The sequence below is a fragment of the Methanoculleus sp. UBA291 genome (assembly GCF_002499755.1).
GTDB lineage: Archaea > Halobacteriota > Methanomicrobia > Methanomicrobiales > Methanoculleaceae > Methanoculleus > Methanoculleus palmolei.
Map to the genome: position 1 here is coordinate 106,508 of NZ_DANC01000041.1, position 23,008 is coordinate 129,515.

The window sequence follows — 23,008 nt, forward strand, 5'->3', positions numbered from 1 at the left end:
CCGATCAGGCGCTCCTTGCCTTAACCCTTTTCAGGCGGAAGAGCTCCTCACGCTCCATCTCATCGAGCCGCATCTTGATAAAGTCTCTGGCCTCGGTGAGCTCGGGGATCACCTTGAACTCAAGCGCGTTCACGCGCCGCTTGGTGCCCTCGATCTCATCGAGCAGCCGCTTCATGGTCGTCTCGATCTCAGCAGCCTCGATGACGGCTTCAAGCAGGTCCTCGAACGCCTCCGCGGTCTCGTCGATGACGGCCGAGGTGCCGAGCATCCCGTAGCCGCGGTCGAGCACGCCCTTCCGGACGGACGACGCCTGGATCTCCGGGACGACGACGCCCATGATGTTCTTGCTCTTGACGGAGATTGCGGGGATGTCCGCCGTCGAGAAGGCGGCTGCTTTCACCCCGATCGCACCTTCGACCGTCTCGGCGAGGGCGATCATCTCCATCGCGTGGCGATAGCGCTCCATCAGTGCGCCGCGGCTCTCTTTTGCCTGCTTGAGCACCTTGAAGAACTCCAGGATCAGCCCATCGCGCTTCATCTTTAAGATGTTGTAGCCGCGCTCCGAGAGCTTGATCCGCCGCTTGACGTTGATCAGCTCCGACCGGGTCGGCTTGATATCCTGCAGCGCCATGGACACTTACTCCTGGGCCTTCTTCCGGTACTTCGGGTGATACTTCTGGATCAGTTCGCGGTCGATGCGCACGAGCTGCTCTTCGGGGAGCGTCGCGAGGAGTTCCCAGCCGAGGTCGAGCGTCTCCTCGATCGACCGGTCTTCGTAGAGGCCCTGCCTGACGAACCGGTCCTCAAAGAGGTCGGCGAACTCAAGGAACATCCGGTCGCGCTCCGAGAGCGCGTCTTTCCCGACGATGGCGACAAGCCCGCGAAGGTCGTTACCCTCCGCGTAGGCCGCATAGAGCTGGTCCGAGACCTTCTTGTGGTCTTCGCGGGTGTGCCCCTTCCCGATACCGAGGTTCATCAGACGGGAGAGCGAGGGCAGCACGTTGATCGGAGGGTAGATACCCTTTCGGTGCAGGTCACGGCTGACCACGATCTGCCCTTCGGTGATGTAGCCGGTCAGGTCCGGGATCGGGTGCGTGATATCGTCGCCCGGCATCGTCAGGATCGGGATCTGGGTCACCGAGCCCTTGACGCCCTTGATGATGCCTGCACGCTCGTAGATGCTGGCGAGGTCCGTGTACATGTACCCCGGATAGCCGCGCCGGCCGGGTACCTCTTCACGGGCCGCGCCGATCTGGCGGAGCGCCTCGCAGTAGTTGGTCATATCCGTCAGGATGACCAGCACATGGTAGCCGAGGTCGAACGCCAGGTACTCGGCGGTGGTGAGCGCGAGACGCGGCGTGATGATCCGCTCGACCGCCGGGTCGTCCGCGAGGTTTAAGAAGACGACCGCCCGCTCAAGAGCGCCCGTCTTCTCGAAGTCGGCCATGAAGTAGTTGGCCTCTTCCCGGGTGATGCCCATGGCCGCAAAGACCACGGCGAACTCTTCCGTCGAGCCGGGCACCTTTGCCTGCCGGGCGATCTGGAGCGCCACATCGTTGTGGGGGAGACCCGATGCCGAGAAGATCGGGAGTTTCTGACCTCGGACCAGGGTGTTCGTCCCGTCGATCGTCGAGATACCCGTCTGGATGAAATCCGCGGGAGACGAACGGGCGTAGGGGTTGATGGCCGCACCGGTGGTCTCGAGCCGCTTTTCCGGCACGATCTCCGGGCCGCCGTCGATCGGCTTGCCGCCGCCGGAGAGGATACGACCGAGCATATCCCTTCCCACCGGCATCTTGATCGTCTCGCCGGTGAAGCGGATGCCCGAGTCCCTGCCGATGCCCGCGGTGGTCTCGAAGACCTGAACGACCACGATCTCGTCGCTCGTGTCCAGCACCTGGCCGCGCTTGACCGTACCGTCGGCGGTCACGATGTTAACGAGTTCGCTGTAGCCCACCGGCTCCGTCTTCTCGACGAAGACCAGGGGGCCGGCAATCTGTGAAATCGTCCTGTACTCCTTCATGGTCACGCCGCCCTCAACGCATCGAATTCAGATTCCATGTCTTTCATGATCGCATCGAGCATGGGCTCGTAGTCCCGGGTGAACTTGATCTGCGGGAGCTCGTTCTTGCTCTTCACGCTGATGACCTGCTGCGGGGTCGCTCCGCCCGCCTGGGCGGTACGGGCAAGGTCGGCGTAGTGCTTGATCGCCCGCATCATGTCGTACTGCTTGGTCATCGAGCAGTAGGTGTCCACGGGATCGTAGGCGTTCTGCTGCAGGAAGATCTCACGGAGCATCCTCGCCACCTCGATGGTGACCTGCTCCTCGTCGGGCAGGGCGTCGGAACCGACCAGCTGGACGATCTCCTGGAGCTCGGCTTCCTTCTGGAGGACGCCCATCGCCCAGGACCGGAGCGTGTTCCACTCGGGCGAGACCTCGCGGTCGTACCACTCGCTGAGCGAATCGAGGTAGAGCGAGTAGGAGTTCAGCCAGTTGATGGCCGGGAAGTGCCGGCGCTGGGAGAGCTTTGCGTCCAGTGCCCAGAAGACCTTGACGATACGCAGGGTGTTCTGGGTGACCGGCTCCGAGAAGTCGCCGCCGGGCGGCGATACCGCGCCGATGACCGAGACCGAACCGCTCGTGCCGTTTGTGTTCACCACGCGGCCGGCCCGTTCGTAGAACTCCGAGAGGCGGGCCGCAAGGTATGCAGGATACCCTTCCTCGCCGGGCATCTCTTCAAGACGGCTCGAGATCTCACGCATGGCTTCGGCCCACCGGGAGGTGGAATCCGCCATCAGGGAGACGTCGTAGCCCATGTCCCGGAAGTACTCGGCGATCGTGATCCCCGTGTACACGGATGCCTCACGGGCGGCCACAGGCATGTTCGAGGTGTTTGCAATCAAAACCGTCCGCTCCATCAGCGGCCGGCCGGTCTTCGGGTCCTCAAGCGCCGGGAACTCGGTCAGCACCTCGGTCATCTCGTTTCCGCGTTCGCCGCAGCCGATATAGACGACGATCTCGGCATCGGACCACTTCGCGAGCTGCTGCTGGGTGACCGTCTTGCCGCTCCCGAACGGTCCGGGGATGGCCGCCGTTCCGCCTTTAGCGATAGGGAAGAGGCCGTCCAGGATTCGCTGGCCGGTGACCAGCGGGACGTCCGGGTTCAACTTCTCCTTCACGGGACGGGGCACACGGACCGGCCAGCGCTGGAGCATGGTGACCTCGGTGCCGTCCTCGAAGGTGCAGATGGTCTCATCCACCGTGAAAGTACCGCCCGAGATCTTCTTGATCTTGCCGCCCTTCGACCGGGGCGGGACCATGACCTTATGGACGATGTTCGTCTCCTGGACCGTGCCGAGGATATCCCCGGCCCGGACCTCGTCGCCGGCCTTCACCACGGGTACGAACTCCCACTTCTTCTCGTGGGAGAGGCCCGGGGCCGATACGCCGCGCTCGATGAAGTTGCCCATCTTGTTCACGAGCACCTCGAGCGGCCGCTGGATCCCGTCGTAGATACTGGTCAGCAGCCCGGGCCCGAGCTCCACCGAGAGCGATAGGCCGGTATTCTCCACCGGCTCGCCGGGCCTGATGCCGGCGGTATCTTCGTAGACCTGGATGATGATGTTCTCACCCTGGATCTTGATGACCTCCCCCATCAGTGCTTCATTGCCGACCTTCACCACGTCGTACATGTGTGCGTCGAGACCGACGGCAGTGACGACCGGCCCTGAAATCCGTTTCAGGACTCCCTGAGTCCTGTTTCCTTTTGCTTTTTCCATTACTTCCACAGATCAACACCCACCGATCTCTTGATTCTCTCTCTCATCGACAGGCCGCCCGCCTCTCCGCCAATCGCGATCACCGTCGGCTTGACGGAGTTTTCAAGGGTGGTGCGAAGCCGCAGAGGGATCCGCTCCATGTCGCTGCCCTTCAGTACGAGGATGCCGACATCTCTGTCATCCAGCACCTGGTTGATGTACTCGACCAGCCGCTCGTCGGTCTCGGCCGTATAGGTCTTTCTTACACCTGCAAGCCGAAAACCGAGGATGAATTCACCGGTACCGACAACTGCGATCTCCATTTCTACATCACCAGGTAGCCCTGTAACCGCTCACCGGGGAGGCCGGCTTCCTTGCCCCGGGCGAGGGCGCGAAGGTTCGCGACCTCGTATTTCTTCTCCTCCAGGTAGACGAGGACCGGGAGGATCGAGAACGGATACCGTTTCGACATCCGCTCCATCTGCTCAAGCTGGACCCGGGTCAATGCAACCTCGATCTCGTGGATGGCACTCTTGTCCCGGACCCCTTCGAGCGCATTCAAGAGCGGGACCATCTTCACCTGCCGCTTAAGAGCGTCGATGAACTCGTCCCGGTTCTCGATCCCCGAGAGCCGCTGCAGTTCCTCCACCGAGAACGAGCCGCCGGGAAGCATCAGTTCCCGGACATCCTCATGAACGTGCCCCGCCCGGAGGCGGAAGAGGTTCTGGATGTTCCGGATATCGATCTCGAGCTCGATGTACTTCAGGAATATATCCCCGCCCTTCACGCCCGCTTTCGCGTCGGCGATGAGCCGGGCATAATACCCTTTGTAGAGTTCGTTCTCCAGATGGGCAAACGACCCGGTCTCCGTCGCGCGGGGAAGTTCCCTCTCGATGACGGGATAGAACCGCTCGCCCCTGAGCGCCTCGGCGACCCTCTCCGGCGACTCTTCGGCGAGAAGACGATCGAGAGCGACCTTGTCAAGCCCGCCGGCCGGAACCAGGACCTCCTTGATCTTGCCCGGCTGCATCCCCTGCAGCTTACCGCGCAGGATCGTGACGACGTTCTGGATATCCCAGCGGCGCAGATAACTGACGGTAAAGTGCTTCAGGTCTCCCGGGACAAGTTCCAGGATGCTCTGATATTCTTTCGCGAGGTTCCAGCTCAGGGCCACCTCGACAAGGTTGATACCGGAGAAGGAGGTGCCGAGTTCATCGATCTCGGACCGGTAATTGGTCTCGCCGATGAACCGGGTGATCTCAGGCAGGCTCATATTCAGCATGCGGAGATAATCCTCGCGCGGTATCAGCAGCGATTTACGCACCCGCATGCGGGTGCAGGCGTAAATGTACTGGGCCGATCCGCTACTTACTCCTGCCATTTATGAACCCTCCTCATGTAAACAGGATATCTGACGCATCCTTCAGGTCGGACTCCCAGACTTCGTCCAGGAACGTGCGGTAACTGTAATCGATCTGCAGTTCGCCGTCGTTGCTCTCGACGATGACGCCTCCGGCAATCTCGACCGGGTCGCCCACGGTATAGCCGGAGAGCGTCCTTTGCCGGGAGATAATCGCCTCGACCATAGGAAGGTCCCGCTCGTTCGCATGGACGACGCCCTTCTTGATCACCTTCGCCGCTCTTTTCAACAACTCGGTGAGCGCCTTCTCCTGGAATTCGGCCGGCAGCGAACCGACAGCGGCGAGCGAGGCCGAATAGACCTGGTCAAGGAGCGTCTTCTGGGCGTTTAAGACCTGTCGTTTGACGACGAGGTTCGCCGCAGAGGTCTCCTGGTTGATGATGTGGGTGGCCGCCCGGTCCGCTTCCTCCTGTGCCGACACCTTGATCCCGGCAGCACGTTCCTGTGCGTCCCGGAGGATCGCGTCGACTTCGGCCCGGGTCTCCGCCCGGGTCGCCTCGACCTCTTTTCGCCCTTTCTCCCGGATCTCGTTGACGACTGCTTCGAGTCCCATGGTTCACTCCATCAGAACAGAAGCAGCAGTGCAACCACAAGACCAAAGATGACGATGGTTTCCGGAATCACAGTGAAGAGCAGCGCAAGACCAAACATATCCCTGTTCTCTGCGGTCGCACCGACGGCCGCCGCACCGATGCCCATCTCAGCAAGGCCGGTACCGACGCCGGTGAGACCCACTGCGAGACCTGCGCCGACTGCGCTCATTCCTGCCTGCGATGCCTGTACCATTTCAAGAGTTGTGCCAACATCTACCATTTTCTTATTCCTCCGTAAACTTGGGTTTCATACCGAATGGGTTGTACTTTTTGCCTCCACCTTTGTAGAACTTGGTGAAGAACTCAACATAATGAAGACGAATCGAATGCAGACCGCCGCCGAGGAGGCCGAGTGCCGTGTTCAGCACGTGCCCCAGCAGGAAGACGAGAATGCCGACAATAATGAGGACCACGCCGACCGGCGTGATTGCTGCAAGCTGGGGCTCGATCATCATCCCGATCGCGATGTAGTTGACCACCATTGCGATTGCGACCGAGGATAAGCCCACCGCCGTCAAACGGGCGTACGACAGCACGTGACTGACGATCGTCGGAAGTTCGACGATCTCGAGCGGGTTCTCCTGCGCGATCCCGATGACGCCGGCCACTAAGAGGACGATCCCCGCCACAGCGGAGACGTTGAATCCCATGGCGACAACGGGCAGACCCGTCAGGTCGGGCATCAGCGGGATGGGGAAGAACGCCCAGATCAGAAGCAGGATGCCCCACATGACCCCGAGCCAGCCGAGGTTGGAGATCATCGCCTTTGTCGCGTGTTTGCCGTGATAAAGGCTCCGTGCGTTGCGAACGCCGATAAGGCGCCCGAGCGTGATGTGCAGGATACCGATCCAGATCGCAACGATCATCAGTTCGACAACCTGAGGCCCGTGACCGCTCGCGGCTCCCCCGATGTTGAGGTGCCGGGAGAAGATCACCGGCGCCCACGGGAGCGAGAACCCGAAGAACTCGCTGTAGAGTACGCCGAAGATGATGCTTGATATGCTTGAAACCCCGAGCACCTTGAGCAGATTTCTTCCTCCTTCGCCCTTCAGGAACTTCCGCAGCCCGAGACTCAGGGCCAGCAGCACGGCGCCGTAGCCCACGTCTCCGAGGATCATCCCGAAGAAGATGGGGAAGACGATGGCCAGCAGCAGCGTCGGGTCAAGCTCGGAGTAGCGCGGCCGCCCGTAGAGGTCCATGAGCAACTGCGACGGTCTGGCGAACGACGGGTTCTCGTACTCCACCGGGACCGCGGTGTCGTCGTCGATCTCCAGGTCTTCGATGTAGATCTTCCCGTCGGTCGCTTTCTCCAGCGCATCCCGGACCCTCTCCGCCCGGTCTTCCGGCACCCACCCTTCGGTAATGAAGGTCTCTTCCGTGGTAGCAAACCGCAACGGGGCTTCCGCCCGCTCTACGTCAGCCGTGAGTAGTTCATCGCATGCTACCAGGAAGCCGGTGTGCTGCTTACAGATACCCGCGATCTTTGCATTGACCGCAGTTACTTCGTCGCTAATCCTCCGGGCTTCTTCTGCATGGGACTCCAGGCGCTCTTTCGGGGAGCCCGTCTCATCGGGAACGGGGATCGCCTGGAAACCGGCATCGAGGAGAAACCGCTCGACCTGCTCGCGGTGTTCGCTCTGCACCACGACGACGATCATGTTGCCGTCCACCTCGCCGGAAAAAAACTTCTCGTTGGGGACGTCGATCTCGACATCGTGTGCGATATGCCCGGTAAAAACGGTAAACTGCGTGTACCCGCGATAGAGTTCCAGGTCAAGGGGGACCACGGTAAACGGTTCGAGTTCCTTTACGCGCTGTTCGTGCTCCTTCTGCCGCGTCTCCAGTCTCGAACGCGTTGAAACGAGGTTTTCCACCTCGTTCTGGATGGCGGGGAGGTCCGTCCGGATCATCGCCCGAACCTTCGATGCGGGGACCTTTTCCCCGACTTCTACGCTCTCCGGGTCTACCCCGCACGCATTCTCGATTGCCCTGACCTTGATCAGCGCCGAAGCCGCATCGCTCGCCCCGGGGAGGGGGTGACCGATCGACAGCGCTTCGTCTGACGCGCTCTCCGGCACAAAGTCTTCGATATGATAGACGTTGTGGCGGTAGAGAACTCTCACGATGGTGTCGATCTCACCCTTCGGGGCCGCGATGAGCAGCCGGCGCATCCGTTCAGGCCTTAGCATGCAGCTGCTCCTTGAACCGTGCGACAATAAAGTCTACAGCTTTTGTAAGGTTCCTTTCGCCCTGCTGTTGCAAGGCATCCGCGCGTGCTTCACCCTCCTTGACGATCCCTGCATACCTGTTCTGCGCCTGGGCCCGCGCCTCGGCAAGACGCTGATTCCTGTATCCTTCGGCATCTTTCTGCGCCTTCTGGATCAGGTTGTCAGCCTCCACCTCGGCATCCGAGAGGCTCTTCTTCCTCCCGGCCTGCGCATCACGGATCATTGCCTGATACTCTTCTTCAGTTTCCCTGATGCTTTTCAGGACATCGGTCTTCATCAAACCCTCCTTCTCACGGCTCATGAATATTTGAGGAAATTGAGCATATATTTATTGTTGTTTGTCTGCGGAGGATTTTTCCGCATCCAGATGCTTCACCACCGCCCCGGGCGGCAGGTTTTTCACCGCAACGCCCCCGGGAATTCCTGCAATCGAGACTCCGGAGAACTCCCCGGACGAGCAGAGCAGGTGCTGTCCGGGATGGGTCCCCCGCCGGATGTCGCAGGCAAGAAGGATCTCCGGGGCGACCGAGACGACCATCGACAACCGTTTCGAGCCGGGATGGTCTTTCGGAAGGACGACGAGCGGGACGTGGTATCGCCGGACCAGTTCAAGCATCATGCGTGCCTGCTCAACGGGGCCGCCTTCCGGCATGGAGACGGCGACCAGGTCGTCGGGGTCGACCGCGAGACAGTACTCGTCGTCCGGGGTCTCAATACAGAGCGGAAACCTTGAGCCGGCCTTCGCAACAAGTAGAAAAGAGCATTCTCCCCGGATGAGGAGAAGTTCGTCGCCGAGGGGCAGGGTCGTCACGCCCGGCCCGGCAGACGACCTCCCGGCAGCGCCGCTTTCAGACTTCTTCGACATCTTCCGACTGGCAGCTCGGGCACATGGGCCGCTTTCCTACGCCCTTGAACCGTTCGCCGCACTCTTTGCAGCGGTAACTCTTGCCCTTCACCCGCTCATTGAACTCGATATCGACGGGTCCACCGACTGTACACATCTGGCATCACCGAAAGAGAGATGGAAGGCAGAGGGTATAAAACCTATTGCGGCACCCCGACACCCGCATGAGGGAGGGTTGGACGATCCGCGGAGGCGCCGGCCCTAGAGAAAGACCGTGAAGACCACGAACGCGATGATGAGCATCACAGCTGCGTGTTTGACGCCCGCCCGGAGCGACGCTTCCCCCATCTGCCCGGCGATCAGGCCCGAAAAGAATGCCTGGATGATGCATCCGTGGTAGAGGAGACGCTCGAACGTTATGAGGGGCGTCTTCCCGATAGGCACCGCGCCAGCTCCCGCATCCGCGACCAGGACGCTGACGTCGGCCAGCACGGAGAGGAACTGGAGATCGATAACGGCCACGACGAAGAGGAAGACGATGAAGACCAGATAGACGATAGCGGTGTAGATGAACATTTCGGCCCGCCTCTCGCGCTTGAGGTTCTCCGAGATCGCGGCATCGCGCGCCGCGATGGAGAGCACTTCACTGATATTCCCGGTCATCCGGCTCGCCGTCGTGATCAGGGTCACCGTCCGGGCGATGGTGGGGGTGCGTATCCGCTCCTCGAACCGCACAAGCGCCTCCTGGACGCTGGCGCCCCACTCGATGTCACGCTTGATCTTCCTGATCTCGTAGGTCAGCACCCCGAGGTCCGCCTTTACGAGGAGCACAATGGCCTGCGCGAGCGTCAGGCCCACCTGGTTTATCCCGGAGAGGCGATTCAGGAACTCGGGGATCTCCGCCTCGAGTTCCATCACCCTCTTTTGCCAGAACCAATGGAAGACGCCGAAGGGAATGAGGATGATCAGCAACCCCACGACCAGATGGTCGTCCAGCACATCGATGAGAATTTCCGTGTCGGGATAGGCCGGAGTCGCGAGGACGGTGAGAGCGACGTACGCGAGCGCAACCGGCACCGTCACGTAAAACGTCCGGTTCGGCTCGACGAGGAACGCCTGGAGGGGGTGACGCAGAAATGACCGAATCTTCCTGACCCGGTCGTAACGCTCCAGGCGCTGGAAATGCGGCTCGTCACCGGATCGCTCTTCGACCCGGACATCGTCGAACTCATGGAGCCATTTCATACTGGCATACCGCTCGACCGGCTCGCTTTTGATTGAGATCGCGTCGATAGCAAGGAGGAAGAGGAGTGAACCCAGAGGAACGAGGAGGTAGATGACGATCGAAAGTGCCATGAGCGGCGTGCTGCTCATGAAACCCAGGACGACCATGACGATGATGATGAAGAGCGGGCCGGCAACGAAGAGCGTCACGTAGACCTCGGCTGCCATTTGAAGCGCGGAGAGGAAGGTCTTTTGCTCGAATCGGGCATCTTCCTGGTATATCCGCACCCGCACATCAAGGAACCCGAGAAGATCCCCCCCACTCTCGACCACGGAGATAAGGTCCTCGGCGAACTCACGCAGCTTCTCCGACGGGGTCGTCTCCTGCAGGTGACGGAGTGCTGTGATCTGGTCGCAGCCGAAGTAATCGGCGTCCCGGACGACACGCCGGAACTCGTGGGCCGCTTCACCATAGACCGCCGGATTTGCGCTGATCGCCCGGAAGACCTCCATCATCTCCGTCCCGCCCTGGCGCATGGCATACATGTAGGAGACGACGTTGTGGAGCAGCAGGTTGATCCGGGTCGCCCGACTCTTCTTCAGAATGGACGGGTAGCACATGAAGAAGATATAGGCCGCATAGGCGGTGAGGACGAAGGTGACCGCGCTTGCGGCAACCTGCAGGAGATCGATCCAGGTATCCGTCAGTTCGAACCCCGGCAGATGGATGGCAAATACGTTGTAGACCCCGACGCTCACCCGGGGGAAGACCGCGAGGCGCATCGCGAGGAACGCGAGAACAGCCCAGAGCACGCCGAAGAGCCCGGAGACGAGGAATGCCCGGAGGAGGTAGCGGTCGAGCGTCACCCCCATGTTCGCCGCAACAAGGTCTTCGTGGAGGCTCCGGTACCGTACGGGGTCGCGCTCCACCCACCGGCGGACAAAGCGGTGGAGGTGCGCGCCGGCGGGCAGCATCACCGGACCAGCCCGCCGAGGTCGTCAAGGGAGGCGATCACCCGGTCGCGATCAACCGCGAAGATCTGGATGATCCGGGCGACCGCACCGTAGTCTCTGATACCCTGCGCGGCGAGAGCGAGGAGAACGCGGCGCCGGGTTTGCAGTTCCTCTTCGAGCCGGGTCCGGCTCCAGCCGCGGTACTCCATGATTTCGCTGTAGATCCGGGACCGCCCGCTGTAGGAGAAAGTGTCGGGTACGGGGTTGTACTCGAAGACCGTGTTCACCTGGAGGTTGTCGGTGAGCGGGTCGATACCGGCAATCTCGACGATCTCCCGGCAACGCCTGACACGGTCGGGCCCCCGGTGGGTGAGCGCCTGGACGGATATGATGTCGAGCGCCTGGAGCATGTTCCTCGGCACGTTGAGCGGGTCGCTCCCCAGGCGGTGGATGGCTGCATCGACGCCGCCGGCGTGCATGGTGGAGAACGTCGTGTGCCCGGTGTTCATCGCCTGAAAGAGCGTCCGGGCTTCGCTCCCCCGGACTTCTCCGACCAGGATGTACTCGGGACGCTGCCGCATCGCGGCCTTGAGGAGGTCGAACATCCCGATGACGGGAGCGCCGGGCCCCCCGGATACCGTCTCACGCGTGACGCTCGCGACCCAATTCTCGTGATAGAGTGTGATCTCCCGGGTGTCCTCGATGGAGACGACCTTCGCAAGCGGCGGGATGAAGAGGGCGACCGCGTTGAGCGACGTGGTCTTTCCTGACGCGGTGCCGCCGATGAAGAGCAGGTTCCTGTTGTTCTCGATCGCCATCCAGAAGTAGACGAGCTGGTCGACGTCGAAGGTGTTCGTCTCAATCAGCTCCACGGGTGTAAACGGCACCTCGCGGAACTTCCGGATCGTGAACGACGTGCCGCGGGTGGTGATTTCACTGCCGAAGGTGAGTTGCAGCCTCGACCCGTCGGGGAGGGTTGCATCCACGAGCGGGCTTCCGATGGAGATATGCTTCCCCGAACGCTGGGCGAGCGTGATCGCGAGCGAGTTCAGAGCCGGTTCGTCGAACCTGATGTTCGTCTTGATGTTCTGGTGCCTGCGGTGATACAGGAAGAGCGGAACCCCCGCGCCGTCACACGAGATATCCTCGATCAGGGCGTCCTTCATCAGCGCATCGATGCGCGACCAACCGAGGAAGTTGCGCTCGAGGTAGTAGCGGAGCCGGAAAATAGAGGCATCGGGGAGGGCGAGGCCGTACTCCGCGAGGAGTTTCTCCATCTTCCCGGAGAGGACCGTCCGGCGATCAGAAGCCATGGCGTGGTCGTCGAGGATCAGGACGTCGTGGAGGTCGTCGAAGAGCCGTTCCAGGAGTTCGTACTCAAACTCCGAGAGCACCGGCTCGAAGAGGAGGAACTCGACCTGATTCGTCTGTGCATTGCGGGCTATCACGGCGAGGGCAAGGCCCCGGGTGATCCAGTAGCGGTCGATCTCCTCGTAGCCCGCCGGGACCTCCGCTTCCGCGAGGTGGCCGTGTACCATGGGGTCGTACCTGCCCACGGTCGCGCCACCCTTCCGGAAGCGGAGAAGGCGATCCAGAAGATGGACCGAACCGGACCGCTCCCGGGCCGCCGAAGAGCCTTCTCTCTCTGCCGTCATCGCGGCATCCCGGGCTCTCTCAATTGCCGGTCATAGGCTACTTTCCGCATGTTCCGTGACCCATCCCATCCCGGATACAGGCCCCCGCCGCCATTCACCAGCGTTCGGGGTGACGGGCAGCGCACCGGGGGCTGTGCGGGAGACTATGTATATATGTGTGGAGCGGCACCCATGATAAACCTGCTTTTTCAGCAATGGATGCCATTTATTCCTGCGGGACCCTTCGGCAGCATGAGCGAAAAGACTCTGCTCAAGAACGGGACGTTCGAGCCCTCCGTGAAGACCTGTTCGGTCTGCGGCTACCGGGCTATCAATGCCGCAATTATCAAATAATTCGCATTTCCAGGCGACGGATCAGCGCCGTCGAGCCGATGGACACGCTCCCGCCGGGATGGCCTCCTCTTAAGGGGCGGGGCGGTTCACGGACGCAACTTTCTCCCGTACCACGAAGCGGAACGTTTTAACGGCGATCAACGTATACTGATTACCATGTACGACCGCCTCCAACTACGGATGCCGACGGGAATCGCTTCGCTCGACCCCGTGCTGGACGGGGGGGTCCCGCCGGGATCGGTGGTGCTGCTCCTCGGGGAGGACGGTGCCGGCAGCGTTGAGTTTGTACAGACCTCGCTCATGAGCTTCGCTATCGGGAAGCAGGGTGCGGCCGGGGAGCACCTCATGCTCCCGGAGAGCGTCTCGTACGTGACGCTCACCCGGATGAAGGAGGATATCCTGGAGGAGATAGCCCTCTCGTTCAACCCGGACCTCTACGAACAACTGGAGAAGGAGATCGTCTTCCACGACCTCTCGAACCTCTACTTCGATGCCAGCACCGTCCCCCCGGGCTGGTACGGGGAGGGGAACGTCATCGAACGCATGCAGAAGAAGCAGCGCAGGGAGGAAGACAGCATCCTCGCGGAGATTGTCCGGCTGTTCGACGAGTGCCCGAAGAACAGCCAGATCATCCTGGACTCGCTGACCGATATCGCCCCGCCGCTGATGGAGGGGACACGGCGGCATGCGTTCGTCGCCTTCCTGCGCGGACTGCAGCGAGCGACGAAACGCTGGGGTACTACCGTCTATCTCCTGCTCACCTCCGGCATCCTGGACCGGTCGCAGGAACTTGAGATCGCCGACTGCGTCGACGCAACGATCTTCTTTCACTGGGAGGAGGCCGGTGCGCAACGCCGGCAGCGGGTCATGTACTTCGGAAAATTCCGGGGCGTGATGCCCCACCTTGAGAGCAAGGATCTGGTGAAGTTCGCGGTCTCGGTCTCGGCAACGGGGGGGTTCGAGGTGCGTAACATCAGGGTGGTGGTGTAATGGCGGACCGGGTGAAGTTCGGGGTCGAAGGACTGGACGAGATGCTCCTCGGGGGGCTTCTTGAGGGGAGTATCTGTGCGGTCGTCGGGACCTACGGCACCGGCAAGACGATGTTTGCCCTCCAGTTTGCGTACGAGGGGCTCCGCCGGGGCGAAAAAGTCATTTACATCAGCCTCGAAGAACGCGAAGAACATCTCCGCACCACCATCGCGCAGAAAGGGTGGGATACCGGGGTTTTCGACGACCGGCTGTACCTCGTGAGGCTGGACCCAACCGACTTCAACCTCGCTATCAACAGCATCAAGAGCGAACTCTCTTCACTCATCAAGAGTTTCGGGGCCGCACGGGTGATTATCGACCCGATATCGCTCTTCGAGGGGCTCTTTGAGGACGCATCCGTCCGGCGGCGGGAGATGTTCGGGTTCATCGAGATAATGCGGGACGAGGCCTGCACCCTGATGCTAACGAGCGAGGCCAACACGGCAAACCCGGAAGAGAGCAAGTATGGACTTGCCGAGTACCTGGCGGATGCGGTGATCCTCCTTCACCGTATCCGGTCTCCGGGGCTCACCGAGGTGCACCTGGCCCTTGAGGTCGCGAAGATGCGCCGGTCGGCCCATTCGCGCGAGATCAAGCCGTTTGAGATCCTCCAGGACAAGATCATGGTCTACTCGGAAGCGATTCTCTTCTAGTGCTCATGGTCATTTAATACTATGAATTCCATAGCACGACCATCTGTGTGGAACCATACTTCGTCCCGGGTTGCCTGACGCGAAGATGCCAAAGTTCGTTCCGCTGAATCGGATATGAATGTGGGCCCGATGAAGGGATGAGGACTCACCCCGGGCATGCCTCCCCTGTTTCACCCACCCCGCCCGCGCTTTCAGCGCTCCTCCCCCGCCATCGGGACGGGGGCAGTGCGGGGCGATAGCCATGGAAAGCCGTGCCAGTGCGATCAATCGAAAGTGACTGATGCGCTCCTGCGCATCAGAATTCCTAAAATTAGGGGGCACGATGCACTAGTCCGCGGGAAGCACTGGAGAAACCCGTATGATCGGGTCTCCGGTAGTGTGCCCCCCTTGAAACGGCGGGGATTAACCCGGCCGCCGAAAAGAAGAAGTGTCCGGGAGGCCCTCTCAGATCGTGATCCCCACGAGATGCAGCAGGACGAGGACCAGGGCGCCGGGGAGCCCGCCGAGGGCGCATATGAGGATCGTCACCAGGTTGATCTGGAGGTCGGGGGCGCCGAACCACGCGAGGATATTGAAGTAATTCAGGAGCCAGAGCGTGACGAGCCCCGCGACGGCGTTGATGAGAAGCGTCAGGGCCTTCTTCATCAGATAGTAGAGCGCGGCGGCTATTGCAACCGCAAGAAGGATGGCAAGGATCTCTTCCATCATCTATTTACCAATGATCTGCTGGTTATTTAATCGTATTGATGGAATCGTCAACCGTCCGACGCGCCTTGCATCTTTTCCAAGCCCCCCGATCTCCCGGAACATCTCAAAGACGTTCCCGGAGAACATCGCCGTCCGGATGGGGCGGGCGAGGTCCCCTCCCTCCATCCAGAAGGGGTTGGAGACCTCCACCGAGAAGTCGCCGGAGAACGGGTTTGCGGTATGGGCGCCCACGACATCGTGGATCCAGACCGCCCGCTCATCGCCGAGATCCTTCATCCGCGGCCCGTCGACGAAGAGGTTATGGAACCCGATGTCGGGGACCCCGCTCCTGGACCGGACGGCGCTTCCCGTGCTCTCTTCGCCGTAGCGGTATCCGGTCTTGAGGTCGTAGGCGAACAGTCTGAGCACACCCCGCTCCACGAAATCCAGGCGGTGGGTGAGGACGCCCTCCGCATCCCAGGCGGTGCTTCCGAGGCCGGGGGCCAACGGGTCGTCGTAGATGGAGAGATTCTCATCAAAGACCGTTTCGCCGAGTTTATCCGCAAGAGGCGACCGGCCGGCCTTCACGCTCCGCCCGGAGAGGGCCGGGAGGAGGATCTGCCCGAGGAGACTTCCCGCCGCGATCGGGGAGAGGACGACGTCGTAGCGGCCCGTCTCGATATCGCGGCCGGAAAGAGAGCGTGCGGCAAGGTCCGCAGACCGCTCCCCGACCGACCGGGCGTCGATATCGGCACGGAACGGGGAGACATCGAACTCGTAGCCCGTGGACTGCTCCCGGATCGTCTCAAGGGAGACCGACGCCGCCGTCCGGTCCATGCCGTAGAAGACGCCGCTTGTGTTTGCAACCGCCAGATACGCCCGGGCGAGATCCGCCGACCCGCCGACGACATCCACCGGGTGCTCCGCGGCACCGGACAGGAGGTCGTCGACCATCCTCGCCGCGTCCTCCACCGCAACGACGAGATCCGGGTCCGATGAAGGTGCCGCGCCCGGGATCTCGGCCGGCTTCGGGAGACCGCCCCACTGCTGGGGGGTGGCCATCCGCCCGCTTGTAAGCGCCGCGTCCAGGCATTCCTTCCACCGGTCGGGGTCGCCGGTGCTTGAAAACCCGATCCGGCCGTCCTTGATCGTCCGGACGGCCATGCTCCAGGCCTCCGACTCCTCGGCGGCGCCGAGGATCCCTTTCTTGATATCGGTGCCGACGCTCTCTTCCCGGACGTAGAAGACCTCGACCTCGTCGGCCGCGCGTCCACCCGCCCGAAGAACTTTCTCGATAAGGTCTTCGCCGTTCATTCTCCGCGCCCCCCGATGATTGCGCCTTCAAGCAGGAGATGGGGCGCTCCGTCGCTTACCGGGACGTTCTGCCCGCCCTTGCCGCAGTATCCCGGGCTCATCTTCCGGTCGTTCCCGATGAGGACGATGTTATGGAGGGTCGAGAGGATCTCGCCCGAAAGCGAGACGTCACGGACCATATCGGTCGTCTCGCCGCCCTCGACCAGGTAACCGTACTCCGCATTGAACTGGAAGACGCCCCGGCCGGGGTCGACCTGGCCGCCCCTTGACCCGATCAGCAGAATGCCGTCTTTGCACTCGGCAAGGATCTCGTCGTAGGCCGCATCGCCGTTCTCGATGAAGGTGTTGCTCATCCGGACGATGGGCGGCGCCCCGTGTTCGGCCCGGGCGTGCCCGGCGACGCCGTTCCCGACCGCCGCGAGGGTTTCCCGGTTGTGGAGGTAGGAAGAGAGGACGCCGTCGCGGATGATCTCGGTCCGCCGCACCGCCACGCCTTCGGCGTCCACCGGCATGAACCCGAACTCGTGGAGGGAGGGATCGTCGACGATGACGAGCCCCTCGCGCCCGATCCGCTCCCCGATCCTCCCGCTAAGGACCGATGCGCCTTCGCGGACAAGGTCCCCCTCGCTCGCATGGCCGACCGCCTCGTGAGTAAAGACGCCGGCGAGTTCCGGGTCGAGCACCGCCCGTCGGGTCCCGCCCTTTGCGAGTCTGGCGTCGAGCAGCGAGACCGCGATCTCGCCCGCCTTCCGCCCGAGGTCCTGCCTGTTCCGGAGGTTGAACCCGGTGATGACGTGGTCGCGTTCGCTCCCCATCTGCATCACTCCGTTTCGGGACGCAATCGCGAGGACCGAGAACCCGGACCGGGTCGCCTCGTAGGATGCCTCATTCCCGCTTGAATCCAGGAACCGGACCGAGTCGATCCCCTCGGTGTAGCGGGCCCGGGTGTTGGCGACCTCCGGGACCCGTGCCGACGCCTCGATCCCGGCGAGCAGCCGGGTCTTCTCCTCGAGGTCGACGTCCCGGGGGTCTTCCCCGAGAGGGGGGACGGGGAGGATGCCGCGCGGCGCATCCGCAAGGTCGAGGCGGTCCTCTGTGACCGCCGCAAGGCGGGCCGCCGCCTCGACGAGGGCATCGATCTCACGCTTCGAATCGATATCGACGTGATCGCGGGTGAGGACGCCCCAGCCTTTTTGCCCCAGCACCCGGACCACGGTTCTGTCAAAGAATGAGGTGCCTGCGGACTCGACCACCCCGTTGTCGATATCGATCAGGGTGTTCTCGCCCCGCACGCACCGAAGGTCGTAGTAGCGCACATCAACCATAGGCATCAGATCAGGGAACGCCCGACGTTCGAATCGAAGATGCCGCCGGTCGTCGGGTTGACCGTCAACTTTCGGAGTTTCGAGAGGAACCCTTCGCGGTTCTCGGGCACGAGCGCGTTCCGGAGGACTTCGTCGATGTGTTCGACCGGCACCACCTCGACCATGTCGCGGTAGCGGTCCTCGATGAGGACGTCTTCCAGGTTCGACCGCGGGATGATCACCCTCTTGATCCCCGCCTTTGCAGCCGCCTCGATCTTGTAGGTGACGCCGCCGATGGGGAGGACGTCGCCCCGGACAGAGAGCGACCCCGTCATCGCAACGTCCTGGCGCACCGGGATGTTCTCGATGGCGCTGATCACCGCCGTCGCGACCGTCACGGAAGCCGAGTCGCCCTCCACACCGCCATAGGTGCCGATGAACTGGATATGGATATCCATGTTCCGGATATCCCTGCCGGTGAACTTCTTGATGAGCGCGCTGACGTTCGTGATCGACTCTTTCGCGATATCTTTGAGCATCCCGGTCGCGATGACCGTGCCGGCCGCTCCCTGGCTCGGGGTCACTTCGGCCATCACCGGAAGGACCGAACCGGAGTCGTTTCCCATCACCGCAAGCCCGTTCACCCGTCCTATTCGGGTGCCCTCCACGACGGCGAGGTCGTAGTCGCGGCTCTGCCGGATGTACTCGTCGGAGATCTGGTCCTCTATCGAGCGAGAAGCCGATTTCGCGGCGATGACGTGCCGTGCCGAAGTGACCTCGGCCCCTTCCTGCCGGGCGAGGTCCCCCGCCACCCGGATGAGTCCGCCCATGTCGCGGAGCTTTAAGGTCAGGTGACCCTTCCGGTTCGAGCGGCGCCGGGCTTCCCGGAGCACCTCGAGCATGGCGCTGCGGTCGAAATGCGGGATCTTCCCGTCGTTTTTGACTTCCTGGGCGATGAACCGGAGGAACTTCTTCCGGTTCTCCGGGGTGTCCTCCATCGTCTCGCGCATGTATACCTCGTAACCGTAGCCGCGAATACGCGACCGGAGCGCCGGGTGCATCCCCTGGATGGCATCGAGGTTGCCGGCGGCGATCATCACGAACCGGCAGGGGACCGGTTCGGTCCGGACCATCGCGCCGCTTGAGCGCTCGCTCTGGCCGGTGATTGGAAACGAGCCCTCCTGAAGCGCGGTCAGCAGGTTCTGCTGGGAGTGCGGAGTGAGGGTGTTGATCTCGTCGATGAAGAGAACTCCACCGTGTGCCCGGTGGATGGCTCCACCCTCGACACGGTCGTGAGACGGCGTCTCAAGACCGCCGCTCTGGAAGGGGTCGTGCCGGACATCACCGAGCAGGGCGCCTGCGTGCGAGCCGGTGGCGTCGACAAAAGGCGCGGAGGTGTTGGGGTCATGGGAGATCAGGAGCTTCGGGACCATTGCCTCCTCGCGGGGCATCGAGTACCGGAGCGCTATGAAGACGAAGGCGGCGGCGATGATGCCCATGAGCCACTGGTAGGTGATGATCGCGTAGCCGATGATACCGACGACCAGAAGCATGACGAGAGTGCTCCGCATCTGGATCTTCTTTTTCGCCTCTGCCCTGTGCGCATTGACGATCTGCTTGCCGCGGCCGGCAGGCACGGTCCTGATGATGGGGTTATTGTTATCCTCGGGGTTTGGGTAGACCAGAATATCCTGGAGTTCCTCTTTCGGGAGGAGTTCGGCCATGGCCTTCGCCAGCATCGATTTGCCGGTTCCGGGAGTGCCGATCATCATCACGTGCCGCCGCTGGACCGCAGCTTTCCGGATCACCTCGACAGCGTGTTCCTGGCCGATAACCTGATCGATGAGATGCGGAGGTACTTCAATATCCGACGATGTACTCAGTTCAAGACCTGAAAAGACGTCTGTATCCGTCAATTCGTCGTTCGTGAGCTCGATATTGGGTATTTCGTTTGAAACTGTTGAATCCATCGTTGAGTTTACCTCTTTGCTGCACTGATACTTATATAATTTATTCATGCTCGTTCAAATACTTTCTAGCAAAGGTGACCTATGAGAATAATCAGTACAGAACGGTCCCAGGTCCTGGCAGCTCGTATTGCCGAAAAGTTGGGAGTTCCTCTGGTTGAAACAAAATTCACCCGGTTTCCCGACGGCGAGATGTATCTTCGGTGCGGAGAACTGGACGGTGAGACCCTGATCGTCAGCAGCATCGTGGATAACGATATGCTCGTGCAGACCCTTCTTGCGATCGATGCCGCTGATCAATCGCGGACCACGCTGATAGTCCCGTACCTCGGCTACTCCCGGCAGGACAGGCGCTTCTTTCCGGGCGAGCCGATCAGCGCCCGGGCAGTCGCACGAGCCCTCTCGGCCGGCATCGAGCGGGCCTTTGTGGTCAATATTCACGACCCTGGCGTACTGGACTTCTTCAGCGTTCCGGCGGAGAACGTCACTATCGCGTCGGCCGTCGGCGGATACATTGGCGACCTGAACCTGAATGATCCCCTGATCCTCGCTCCGGACGAAGGGGCGACCGCGTTTGCGGCCAATGTTGCGGCGGTCGGCGAGTGGGACTGCGACCACCTCGAAAAGACCCGGCTCTCGGGTGAAGAGGTCAGGATTGCCCCGAAATCCATCGACGTCGACGGGCGGGAGGCCGTCATCGTGGACGACATCATATCCACCGGCGGGACCCTCGCGACCGCCGCCTGCATGCTCCGGGAGCAGGGAGCGGTGTCCATCCACGCGGCCTGCGTTCACGGGGTGTTCACGAGCGGGGCCTACACCCGCCTGCGGGCGGCAGGAATCTCTTCGGTCGTCTCCAGCGACACCTACGAGAACGCCTCAAGTTTCATATCGGCCGCGAACGCCATCGCCACCGCGATCAGAGAAGATGCTCACCATTGACGGGTCTTACCTCGAAGGGGGCGGCCAGGTCCTCCGCCTTGCAGTAGCCGTGTCGGCGATCTCCGCCACCCCGGTCACCGTCACCCGGATCCGGCAGAACCGGCAGAATCCCGGGCTCGCCCCCCAGCACGTTGCCGCGGTCCGGGCGGTCGCCGGAGCCTGCGACGCCGAATGCACGGGGCTCGTCGTCCGGAGCAGCGAAATCACCTTTATCCCGGGCCGGCTCCGGCGCGCCGATCTCGCGATCGACCCCGGGACCGCCGGGAGCATCCCCCTCATCCTCCAGGCGTGGCTCCCGGTCGCCCTCCACGCCGGCGGGAGCATCACGGTCACGGGCGGGACCGAGGTGACGTGGAGCCCGACCATCGACTACCTGGAGTACGTCCTCGCGCCGGTGCTCCGGCGCGCCGGGGCCACGGTCGAGACCGAAGTGCTCGAACGCGGCTACTACCCGGAGGGCGGTGGGCGGGTGCACGTCCGGGTGGAGCCGGGCCGCCCCGGCCCGATCGTGATCGGGGCGAAAGAGCAGGAGTGCGGGATCGTCTCCTGCTCGGCGGGCCTCCCGGTGCATGTCGCGGAGCGCCAGGCTGCCGCTGCCCGGGCTCTCATCGAGAGCGAACTCAACCTCTCCTGCGCTGCAACCCTCGACCCCCGGGAAGGCGGGGCAAGCACCGGGAGTTCCGTCACCGTATGGAGCGGGGCGAAGGGTGCCGTCGCTCTCGGAAAGAGAGGGCTTCCCGCCGAGAAGGTGGGCCGGGCGGCCGCCCGGGCCCTTGTTCGCGAGGTCCGCAGCCCCGGCACGGTCGACGTCCACCTCGCCGACCAGCTCCTCGTCTACCTTGCGTGCTACGGCGGGGAGTACAGCACCCACACCCTCTCGATGCACGCAAAGACCGCCTGCTGGCTGCTGTCGGCGTTCGGCTACGAGGTCCGATGCCGGGAGAACGGGACCGTGGAGTTCTCAGCATGACGCTGGTCCTCGACGCCTCCGTCTTCTTCTCGGAAGTGCCGGTCGTCGGCCGGGCCTGGACTACCCCGTCGGTTGTCGAAGAACTCGGGGACCTCCACGCGAAGTGCCGGTTCGAGGCGCTCTCCGCTACGGGGCTCCTCGTCCGGGAGCCCCGCAAAGAGGACCTTTCACGGGTGGAAGAGGCTGCGGCCCGGACCGGGGATGCCGGGGTGCTCTCCGCAACCGACCGGGAGATCCTCGCACTGGCACTGGAACTCTCGGCCGTCCTCGTCACCGACGACTTCGCGGTCCAGAACGTCGCCCACCGCCTCGGGATCGAGACCCGGAGCATCCGGCAGCGGCCGGCCCGGGCGATCCGGTGGCGCTACCGGTGCAGCGGGTGCGGCCGGTACTGGCGCGAGCCCGGCGACTGCCCGGTCTGCGGCGCACCGATCAAAAGAAAACTTAAATAGATTACTTGGAGATCTCTTCTCCATGTCCTCCCTTGAAGAGTTGATCACGAAGGCAAAGGCGCTCCAGGCAGACGGGCACACCCCCGGCCAGATCTCCGATGAACTGGGCGTCTCAATGGAGACGGTCACCTGGCTGCTCACCCAGCAAAAAGGCATGGAGGCCCCAAAAGACGTCCATATCGACTGGACGGCAGTCGGGAGCCACGGGATGCTCCTCTCCGATATGGCAATGATGATGCTCAGGCGCTTCTTCTACTTCGGAGAGGGGGAAGCCGTCCGTCCTCCGGGAGAACTCCCGGAGACGATCGTCGGTGTCGCGCTCTCGGGCGTCCCGCTCGCGACCCTCATCGCCGCAGAGGAGGGGCTGCGACTCGCGGTCTACCTCCCGGCAAAGCACAGCCGGAGCGAGACGCCCACCGGGTCCCTCTCGGGCACCTTCTCCACGATCACCGGGCAGCGTTGCATCATCGTCGACGATGTCGTCACGACCGGGGCGACGCTTGCGGAAGCGATAGGGTTCCTCCGGCAGCACGGGGCCATGCCGGTGGCGGTCTGGTCACTCTTCGACAAGCGGGGCGTCCGGGAGATCGACGGCGTCCCGGTCCAGTCACTCTTTACGATATCGCGGCTCGGGTGACCGCACCATCACGGCCGACGGGCGCGGAGCGCCAGCCGATGGG

At 62.5% G+C, this 23,008-nt stretch carries 23 protein-coding genes; 6 read left to right on the plus strand and 17 right to left on the minus strand.

Going from position 1 to position 23,008, the window contains the following annotated elements; translation table 11 throughout:
• Positions 1-4 precede the first annotated feature (4 nt).
• The 13 genes from BP737_RS09765 to BP737_RS09825 all read right to left on the minus strand — a co-directional run bounded on the left by BP737_RS09765 (position 5) and on the right by BP737_RS09825 (position 12,677).
• Positions 5-631 carry a V-type ATP synthase subunit D gene (locus tag BP737_RS09765; RefSeq protein ID WP_292410719.1) on the minus strand — a complete coding sequence of 209 codons (627 nt, stop codon included), beginning with the start codon at positions 629-631 and terminating at the stop codon, positions 5-7.
• A 6-nt stretch (positions 632-637) separates the two neighbouring features.
• A complete protein-coding gene (locus BP737_RS09770) occupies positions 638-2,023 on the minus strand; it encodes an ATP synthase subunit B (protein WP_292410721.1) in 1,386 nt (461 codons plus the stop codon).
• A 2-nt stretch (positions 2,024-2,025) separates the two neighbouring features.
• Positions 2,026-3,780: an ATP synthase subunit A gene (locus BP737_RS09775; protein ID WP_292410722.1), complete on the minus strand. Its 1,755-nt coding sequence runs from the start codon at positions 3,778-3,780 to the stop codon at positions 2,026-2,028.
• Positions 3,780-4,082, minus strand: coding sequence for a V-type ATP synthase subunit F (locus BP737_RS09780; RefSeq protein WP_292410724.1), 303 nt, complete (start codon positions 4,080-4,082; stop codon positions 3,780-3,782). The genes BP737_RS09775 and BP737_RS09780 overlap by 1 nt, the downstream gene beginning before the upstream one ends.
• Positions 4,083-4,084: 2 nt before the next feature.
• Entirely contained in the window at positions 4,085-5,140 is a 1,056-nt protein-coding gene (locus tag BP737_RS09785) for a V-type ATP synthase subunit C (RefSeq protein WP_292410725.1), read from the minus strand.
• A gap of 13 nt (positions 5,141-5,153) precedes the next feature.
• Positions 5,154-5,732: a V-type ATP synthase subunit E family protein gene (locus BP737_RS09790; protein ID WP_292410727.1), complete on the minus strand. Its 579-nt coding sequence runs from the start codon at positions 5,730-5,732 to the stop codon at positions 5,154-5,156.
• An 11-nt stretch (positions 5,733-5,743) separates the two neighbouring features.
• Positions 5,744-5,992 (minus strand): ATPase, encoded by a 249-nt coding sequence (locus BP737_RS09795; RefSeq protein WP_292410729.1) that lies wholly within the window; start codon positions 5,990-5,992, stop codon positions 5,744-5,746.
• 4 nt (positions 5,993-5,996) lie between these two features.
• Positions 5,997-7,961 (minus strand): V-type ATP synthase subunit I, encoded by a 1,965-nt coding sequence (locus BP737_RS09800; RefSeq protein WP_292410731.1) that lies wholly within the window; start codon positions 7,959-7,961, stop codon positions 5,997-5,999.
• Complete coding sequence (locus BP737_RS09805; RefSeq protein WP_292410743.1) at positions 7,948-8,277, minus strand: V-type ATPase subunit subunit G family protein; 330 nt, start codon at positions 8,275-8,277, stop codon at positions 7,948-7,950. Before BP737_RS09805 ends, BP737_RS09800 begins: the two co-directional genes overlap by 14 nt.
• Before the next feature lie 51 nt (positions 8,278-8,328).
• Complete coding sequence (locus tag BP737_RS09810) at positions 8,329-8,865, minus strand: alpha/beta hydrolase (RefSeq protein ID WP_292410733.1); 537 nt, start codon at positions 8,863-8,865, stop codon at positions 8,329-8,331.
• A complete protein-coding gene (locus BP737_RS09815) occupies positions 8,849-9,001 on the minus strand; it encodes a hydrogenase maturation nickel metallochaperone HypA (RefSeq protein WP_248534680.1) in 153 nt (50 codons plus the stop codon). Before BP737_RS09815 ends, BP737_RS09810 begins: the two co-directional genes overlap by 17 nt.
• Before the next feature lie 104 nt (positions 9,002-9,105).
• Positions 9,106-11,043 carry a type II secretion system F family protein gene (locus BP737_RS09820; protein WP_342686156.1) on the minus strand — a complete coding sequence of 646 codons (1,938 nt, stop codon included), beginning with the start codon at positions 11,041-11,043 and terminating at the stop codon, positions 9,106-9,108.
• Complete coding sequence (locus BP737_RS09825; RefSeq protein ID WP_342686157.1) at positions 11,043-12,677, minus strand: type II/IV secretion system ATPase subunit; 1,635 nt, start codon at positions 12,675-12,677, stop codon at positions 11,043-11,045. The genes BP737_RS09820 and BP737_RS09825 overlap by 1 nt, the downstream gene beginning before the upstream one ends.
• Positions 12,678-13,166: 489 nt before the next feature.
• On the opposite strand from BP737_RS09825, the gene BP737_RS09830 reads away from it, so the two are divergent.
• Together BP737_RS09830 and BP737_RS09835 are read left to right on the plus strand one after the other, a co-directional pair.
• Positions 13,167-14,000: an RAD55 family ATPase gene (locus BP737_RS09830; RefSeq protein WP_292406825.1), complete on the plus strand. Its 834-nt coding sequence runs from the start codon at positions 13,167-13,169 to the stop codon at positions 13,998-14,000.
• Positions 14,000-14,692, plus strand: a complete 693-nt coding sequence (locus tag BP737_RS09835; protein ID WP_292406821.1) for a KaiC domain-containing protein — start codon at positions 14,000-14,002, stop codon at positions 14,690-14,692. Before BP737_RS09830 ends, BP737_RS09835 begins: the two co-directional genes overlap by 1 nt.
• Before the next feature lie 444 nt (positions 14,693-15,136).
• Here BP737_RS09835 and BP737_RS09840 read toward each other — a convergent pair whose 3' ends face one another.
• The 4 genes from BP737_RS09840 to lonB are packed head-to-tail and all read right to left on the minus strand — an operon-like array spanning position 15,137 to position 19,967.
• Positions 15,137-15,400 carry a pro-sigmaK processing inhibitor BofA family protein gene (locus BP737_RS09840; RefSeq protein WP_292406817.1) on the minus strand — a complete coding sequence of 88 codons (264 nt, stop codon included), beginning with the start codon at positions 15,398-15,400 and terminating at the stop codon, positions 15,137-15,139.
• Complete coding sequence (locus tag BP737_RS09845; protein WP_292406814.1) at positions 15,401-16,693, minus strand: TldD/PmbA family protein; 1,293 nt, start codon at positions 16,691-16,693, stop codon at positions 15,401-15,403.
• Positions 16,690-18,018 (minus strand): TldD/PmbA family protein, encoded by a 1,329-nt coding sequence (locus BP737_RS09850; protein ID WP_292406837.1) that lies wholly within the window; start codon positions 18,016-18,018, stop codon positions 16,690-16,692. Before BP737_RS09850 ends, BP737_RS09845 begins: the two co-directional genes overlap by 4 nt.
• A gap of 5 nt (positions 18,019-18,023) precedes the next feature.
• Positions 18,024-19,967 carry an ATP-dependent protease LonB gene (gene lonB, locus BP737_RS09855; RefSeq protein ID WP_292406811.1) on the minus strand — a complete coding sequence of 648 codons (1,944 nt, stop codon included), beginning with the start codon at positions 19,965-19,967 and terminating at the stop codon, positions 18,024-18,026.
• 81 nt (positions 19,968-20,048) lie between these two features.
• On the opposite strand from lonB, the gene BP737_RS09860 reads away from it, so the two are divergent.
• The 4 genes from BP737_RS09860 to BP737_RS09875 are packed head-to-tail and all read left to right on the plus strand — an operon-like array spanning position 20,049 to position 22,965.
• Entirely contained in the window at positions 20,049-20,906 is an 858-nt protein-coding gene (locus tag BP737_RS09860) for a ribose-phosphate diphosphokinase (protein WP_292406808.1), read from the plus strand.
• Positions 20,893-21,876, plus strand: a complete 984-nt coding sequence (gene rtcA / locus BP737_RS09865; RefSeq protein ID WP_292406805.1) for an RNA 3'-terminal phosphate cyclase — start codon at positions 20,893-20,895, stop codon at positions 21,874-21,876. Before BP737_RS09860 ends, rtcA begins: the two co-directional genes overlap by 14 nt.
• Positions 21,873-22,328, plus strand: coding sequence for an NOB1 family endonuclease (locus tag BP737_RS09870; protein WP_292406802.1), 456 nt, complete (start codon positions 21,873-21,875; stop codon positions 22,326-22,328). Before rtcA ends, BP737_RS09870 begins: the two co-directional genes overlap by 4 nt.
• 22 nt (positions 22,329-22,350) lie before the next feature.
• On the plus strand, positions 22,351-22,965 hold the full coding sequence (locus BP737_RS09875; protein ID WP_292406799.1) for an orotate phosphoribosyltransferase-like protein: 615 nt from the start codon (positions 22,351-22,353) through the stop codon (positions 22,963-22,965).
• The last annotated feature ends 43 nt before the right edge of the window (positions 22,966-23,008 follow it).

Bases quoted from the DNA above. Each gene is read 5' to 3' on its own strand.
- BP737_RS09765 (WP_292410719.1), bottom strand. From the start codon at position 631: ATGGCGCTGCAGGATATCAAGCCGACCCGGTCGGAGCTGATCAACGTC.
- BP737_RS09770 (WP_292410721.1), bottom strand. From the start codon at position 2,023: ATGAAGGAGTACAGGACGATTTCACAGATTGCCGGCCCCCTGGTCTTC.
- BP737_RS09775 (WP_292410722.1), bottom strand. From the start codon at position 3,780: ATGGAAAAAGCAAAAGGAAACAGGACTCAGGGAGTCCTGAAACGGATT.
- BP737_RS09780 (WP_292410724.1), bottom strand. From the start codon at position 4,082: ATGGAGATCGCAGTTGTCGGTACCGGTGAATTCATCCTCGGTTTTCGG.
- BP737_RS09785 (WP_292410725.1), bottom strand. From the start codon at position 5,140: ATGGCAGGAGTAAGTAGCGGATCGGCCCAGTACATTTACGCCTGCACC.
- BP737_RS09790 (WP_292410727.1), bottom strand. From the start codon at position 5,732: ATGGGACTCGAAGCAGTCGTCAACGAGATCCGGGAGAAAGGGCGAAAA.
- BP737_RS09795 (WP_292410729.1), bottom strand. From the start codon at position 5,992: ATGGTAGATGTTGGCACAACTCTTGAAATGGTACAGGCATCGCAGGCA.
- BP737_RS09800 (WP_292410731.1), bottom strand. From the start codon at position 7,961: ATGCTAAGGCCTGAACGGATGCGCCGGCTGCTCATCGCGGCCCCGAAG.
- BP737_RS09805 (WP_292410743.1), bottom strand. From the start codon at position 8,277: ATGAAGACCGATGTCCTGAAAAGCATCAGGGAAACTGAAGAAGAGTAT.
- BP737_RS09810 (WP_292410733.1), bottom strand. From the start codon at position 8,865: ATGTCGAAGAAGTCTGAAAGCGGCGCTGCCGGGAGGTCGTCTGCCGGG.
- BP737_RS09815 (WP_248534680.1), bottom strand. From the start codon at position 9,001: ATGTGTACAGTCGGTGGACCCGTCGATATCGAGTTCAATGAGCGGGTG.
- BP737_RS09820 (WP_342686156.1), bottom strand. From the start codon at position 11,043: ATGCTGCCCGCCGGCGCGCACCTCCACCGCTTTGTCCGCCGGTGGGTG.
- BP737_RS09825 (WP_342686157.1), bottom strand. From the start codon at position 12,677: ATGACGGCAGAGAGAGAAGGCTCTTCGGCGGCCCGGGAGCGGTCCGGT.
- BP737_RS09830 (WP_292406825.1), top strand. From the start codon at position 13,167: ATGTACGACCGCCTCCAACTACGGATGCCGACGGGAATCGCTTCGCTC.
- BP737_RS09835 (WP_292406821.1), top strand. From the start codon at position 14,000: ATGGCGGACCGGGTGAAGTTCGGGGTCGAAGGACTGGACGAGATGCTC.
- BP737_RS09840 (WP_292406817.1), bottom strand. From the start codon at position 15,400: ATGATGGAAGAGATCCTTGCCATCCTTCTTGCGGTTGCAATAGCCGCC.
- BP737_RS09845 (WP_292406814.1), bottom strand. From the start codon at position 16,693: ATGAACGGCGAAGACCTTATCGAGAAAGTTCTTCGGGCGGGTGGACGC.
- BP737_RS09850 (WP_292406837.1), bottom strand. From the start codon at position 18,018: ATGGTTGATGTGCGCTACTACGACCTTCGGTGCGTGCGGGGCGAGAAC.
- lonB (WP_292406811.1), bottom strand. From the start codon at position 19,967: ATGGATTCAACAGTTTCAAACGAAATACCCAATATCGAGCTCACGAAC.
- BP737_RS09860 (WP_292406808.1), top strand. From the start codon at position 20,049: ATGAGAATAATCAGTACAGAACGGTCCCAGGTCCTGGCAGCTCGTATT.
- rtcA (WP_292406805.1), top strand. From the start codon at position 20,893: ATGCTCACCATTGACGGGTCTTACCTCGAAGGGGGCGGCCAGGTCCTC.
- BP737_RS09870 (WP_292406802.1), top strand. From the start codon at position 21,873: ATGACGCTGGTCCTCGACGCCTCCGTCTTCTTCTCGGAAGTGCCGGTC.
- BP737_RS09875 (WP_292406799.1), top strand. From the start codon at position 22,351: ATGTCCTCCCTTGAAGAGTTGATCACGAAGGCAAAGGCGCTCCAGGCA.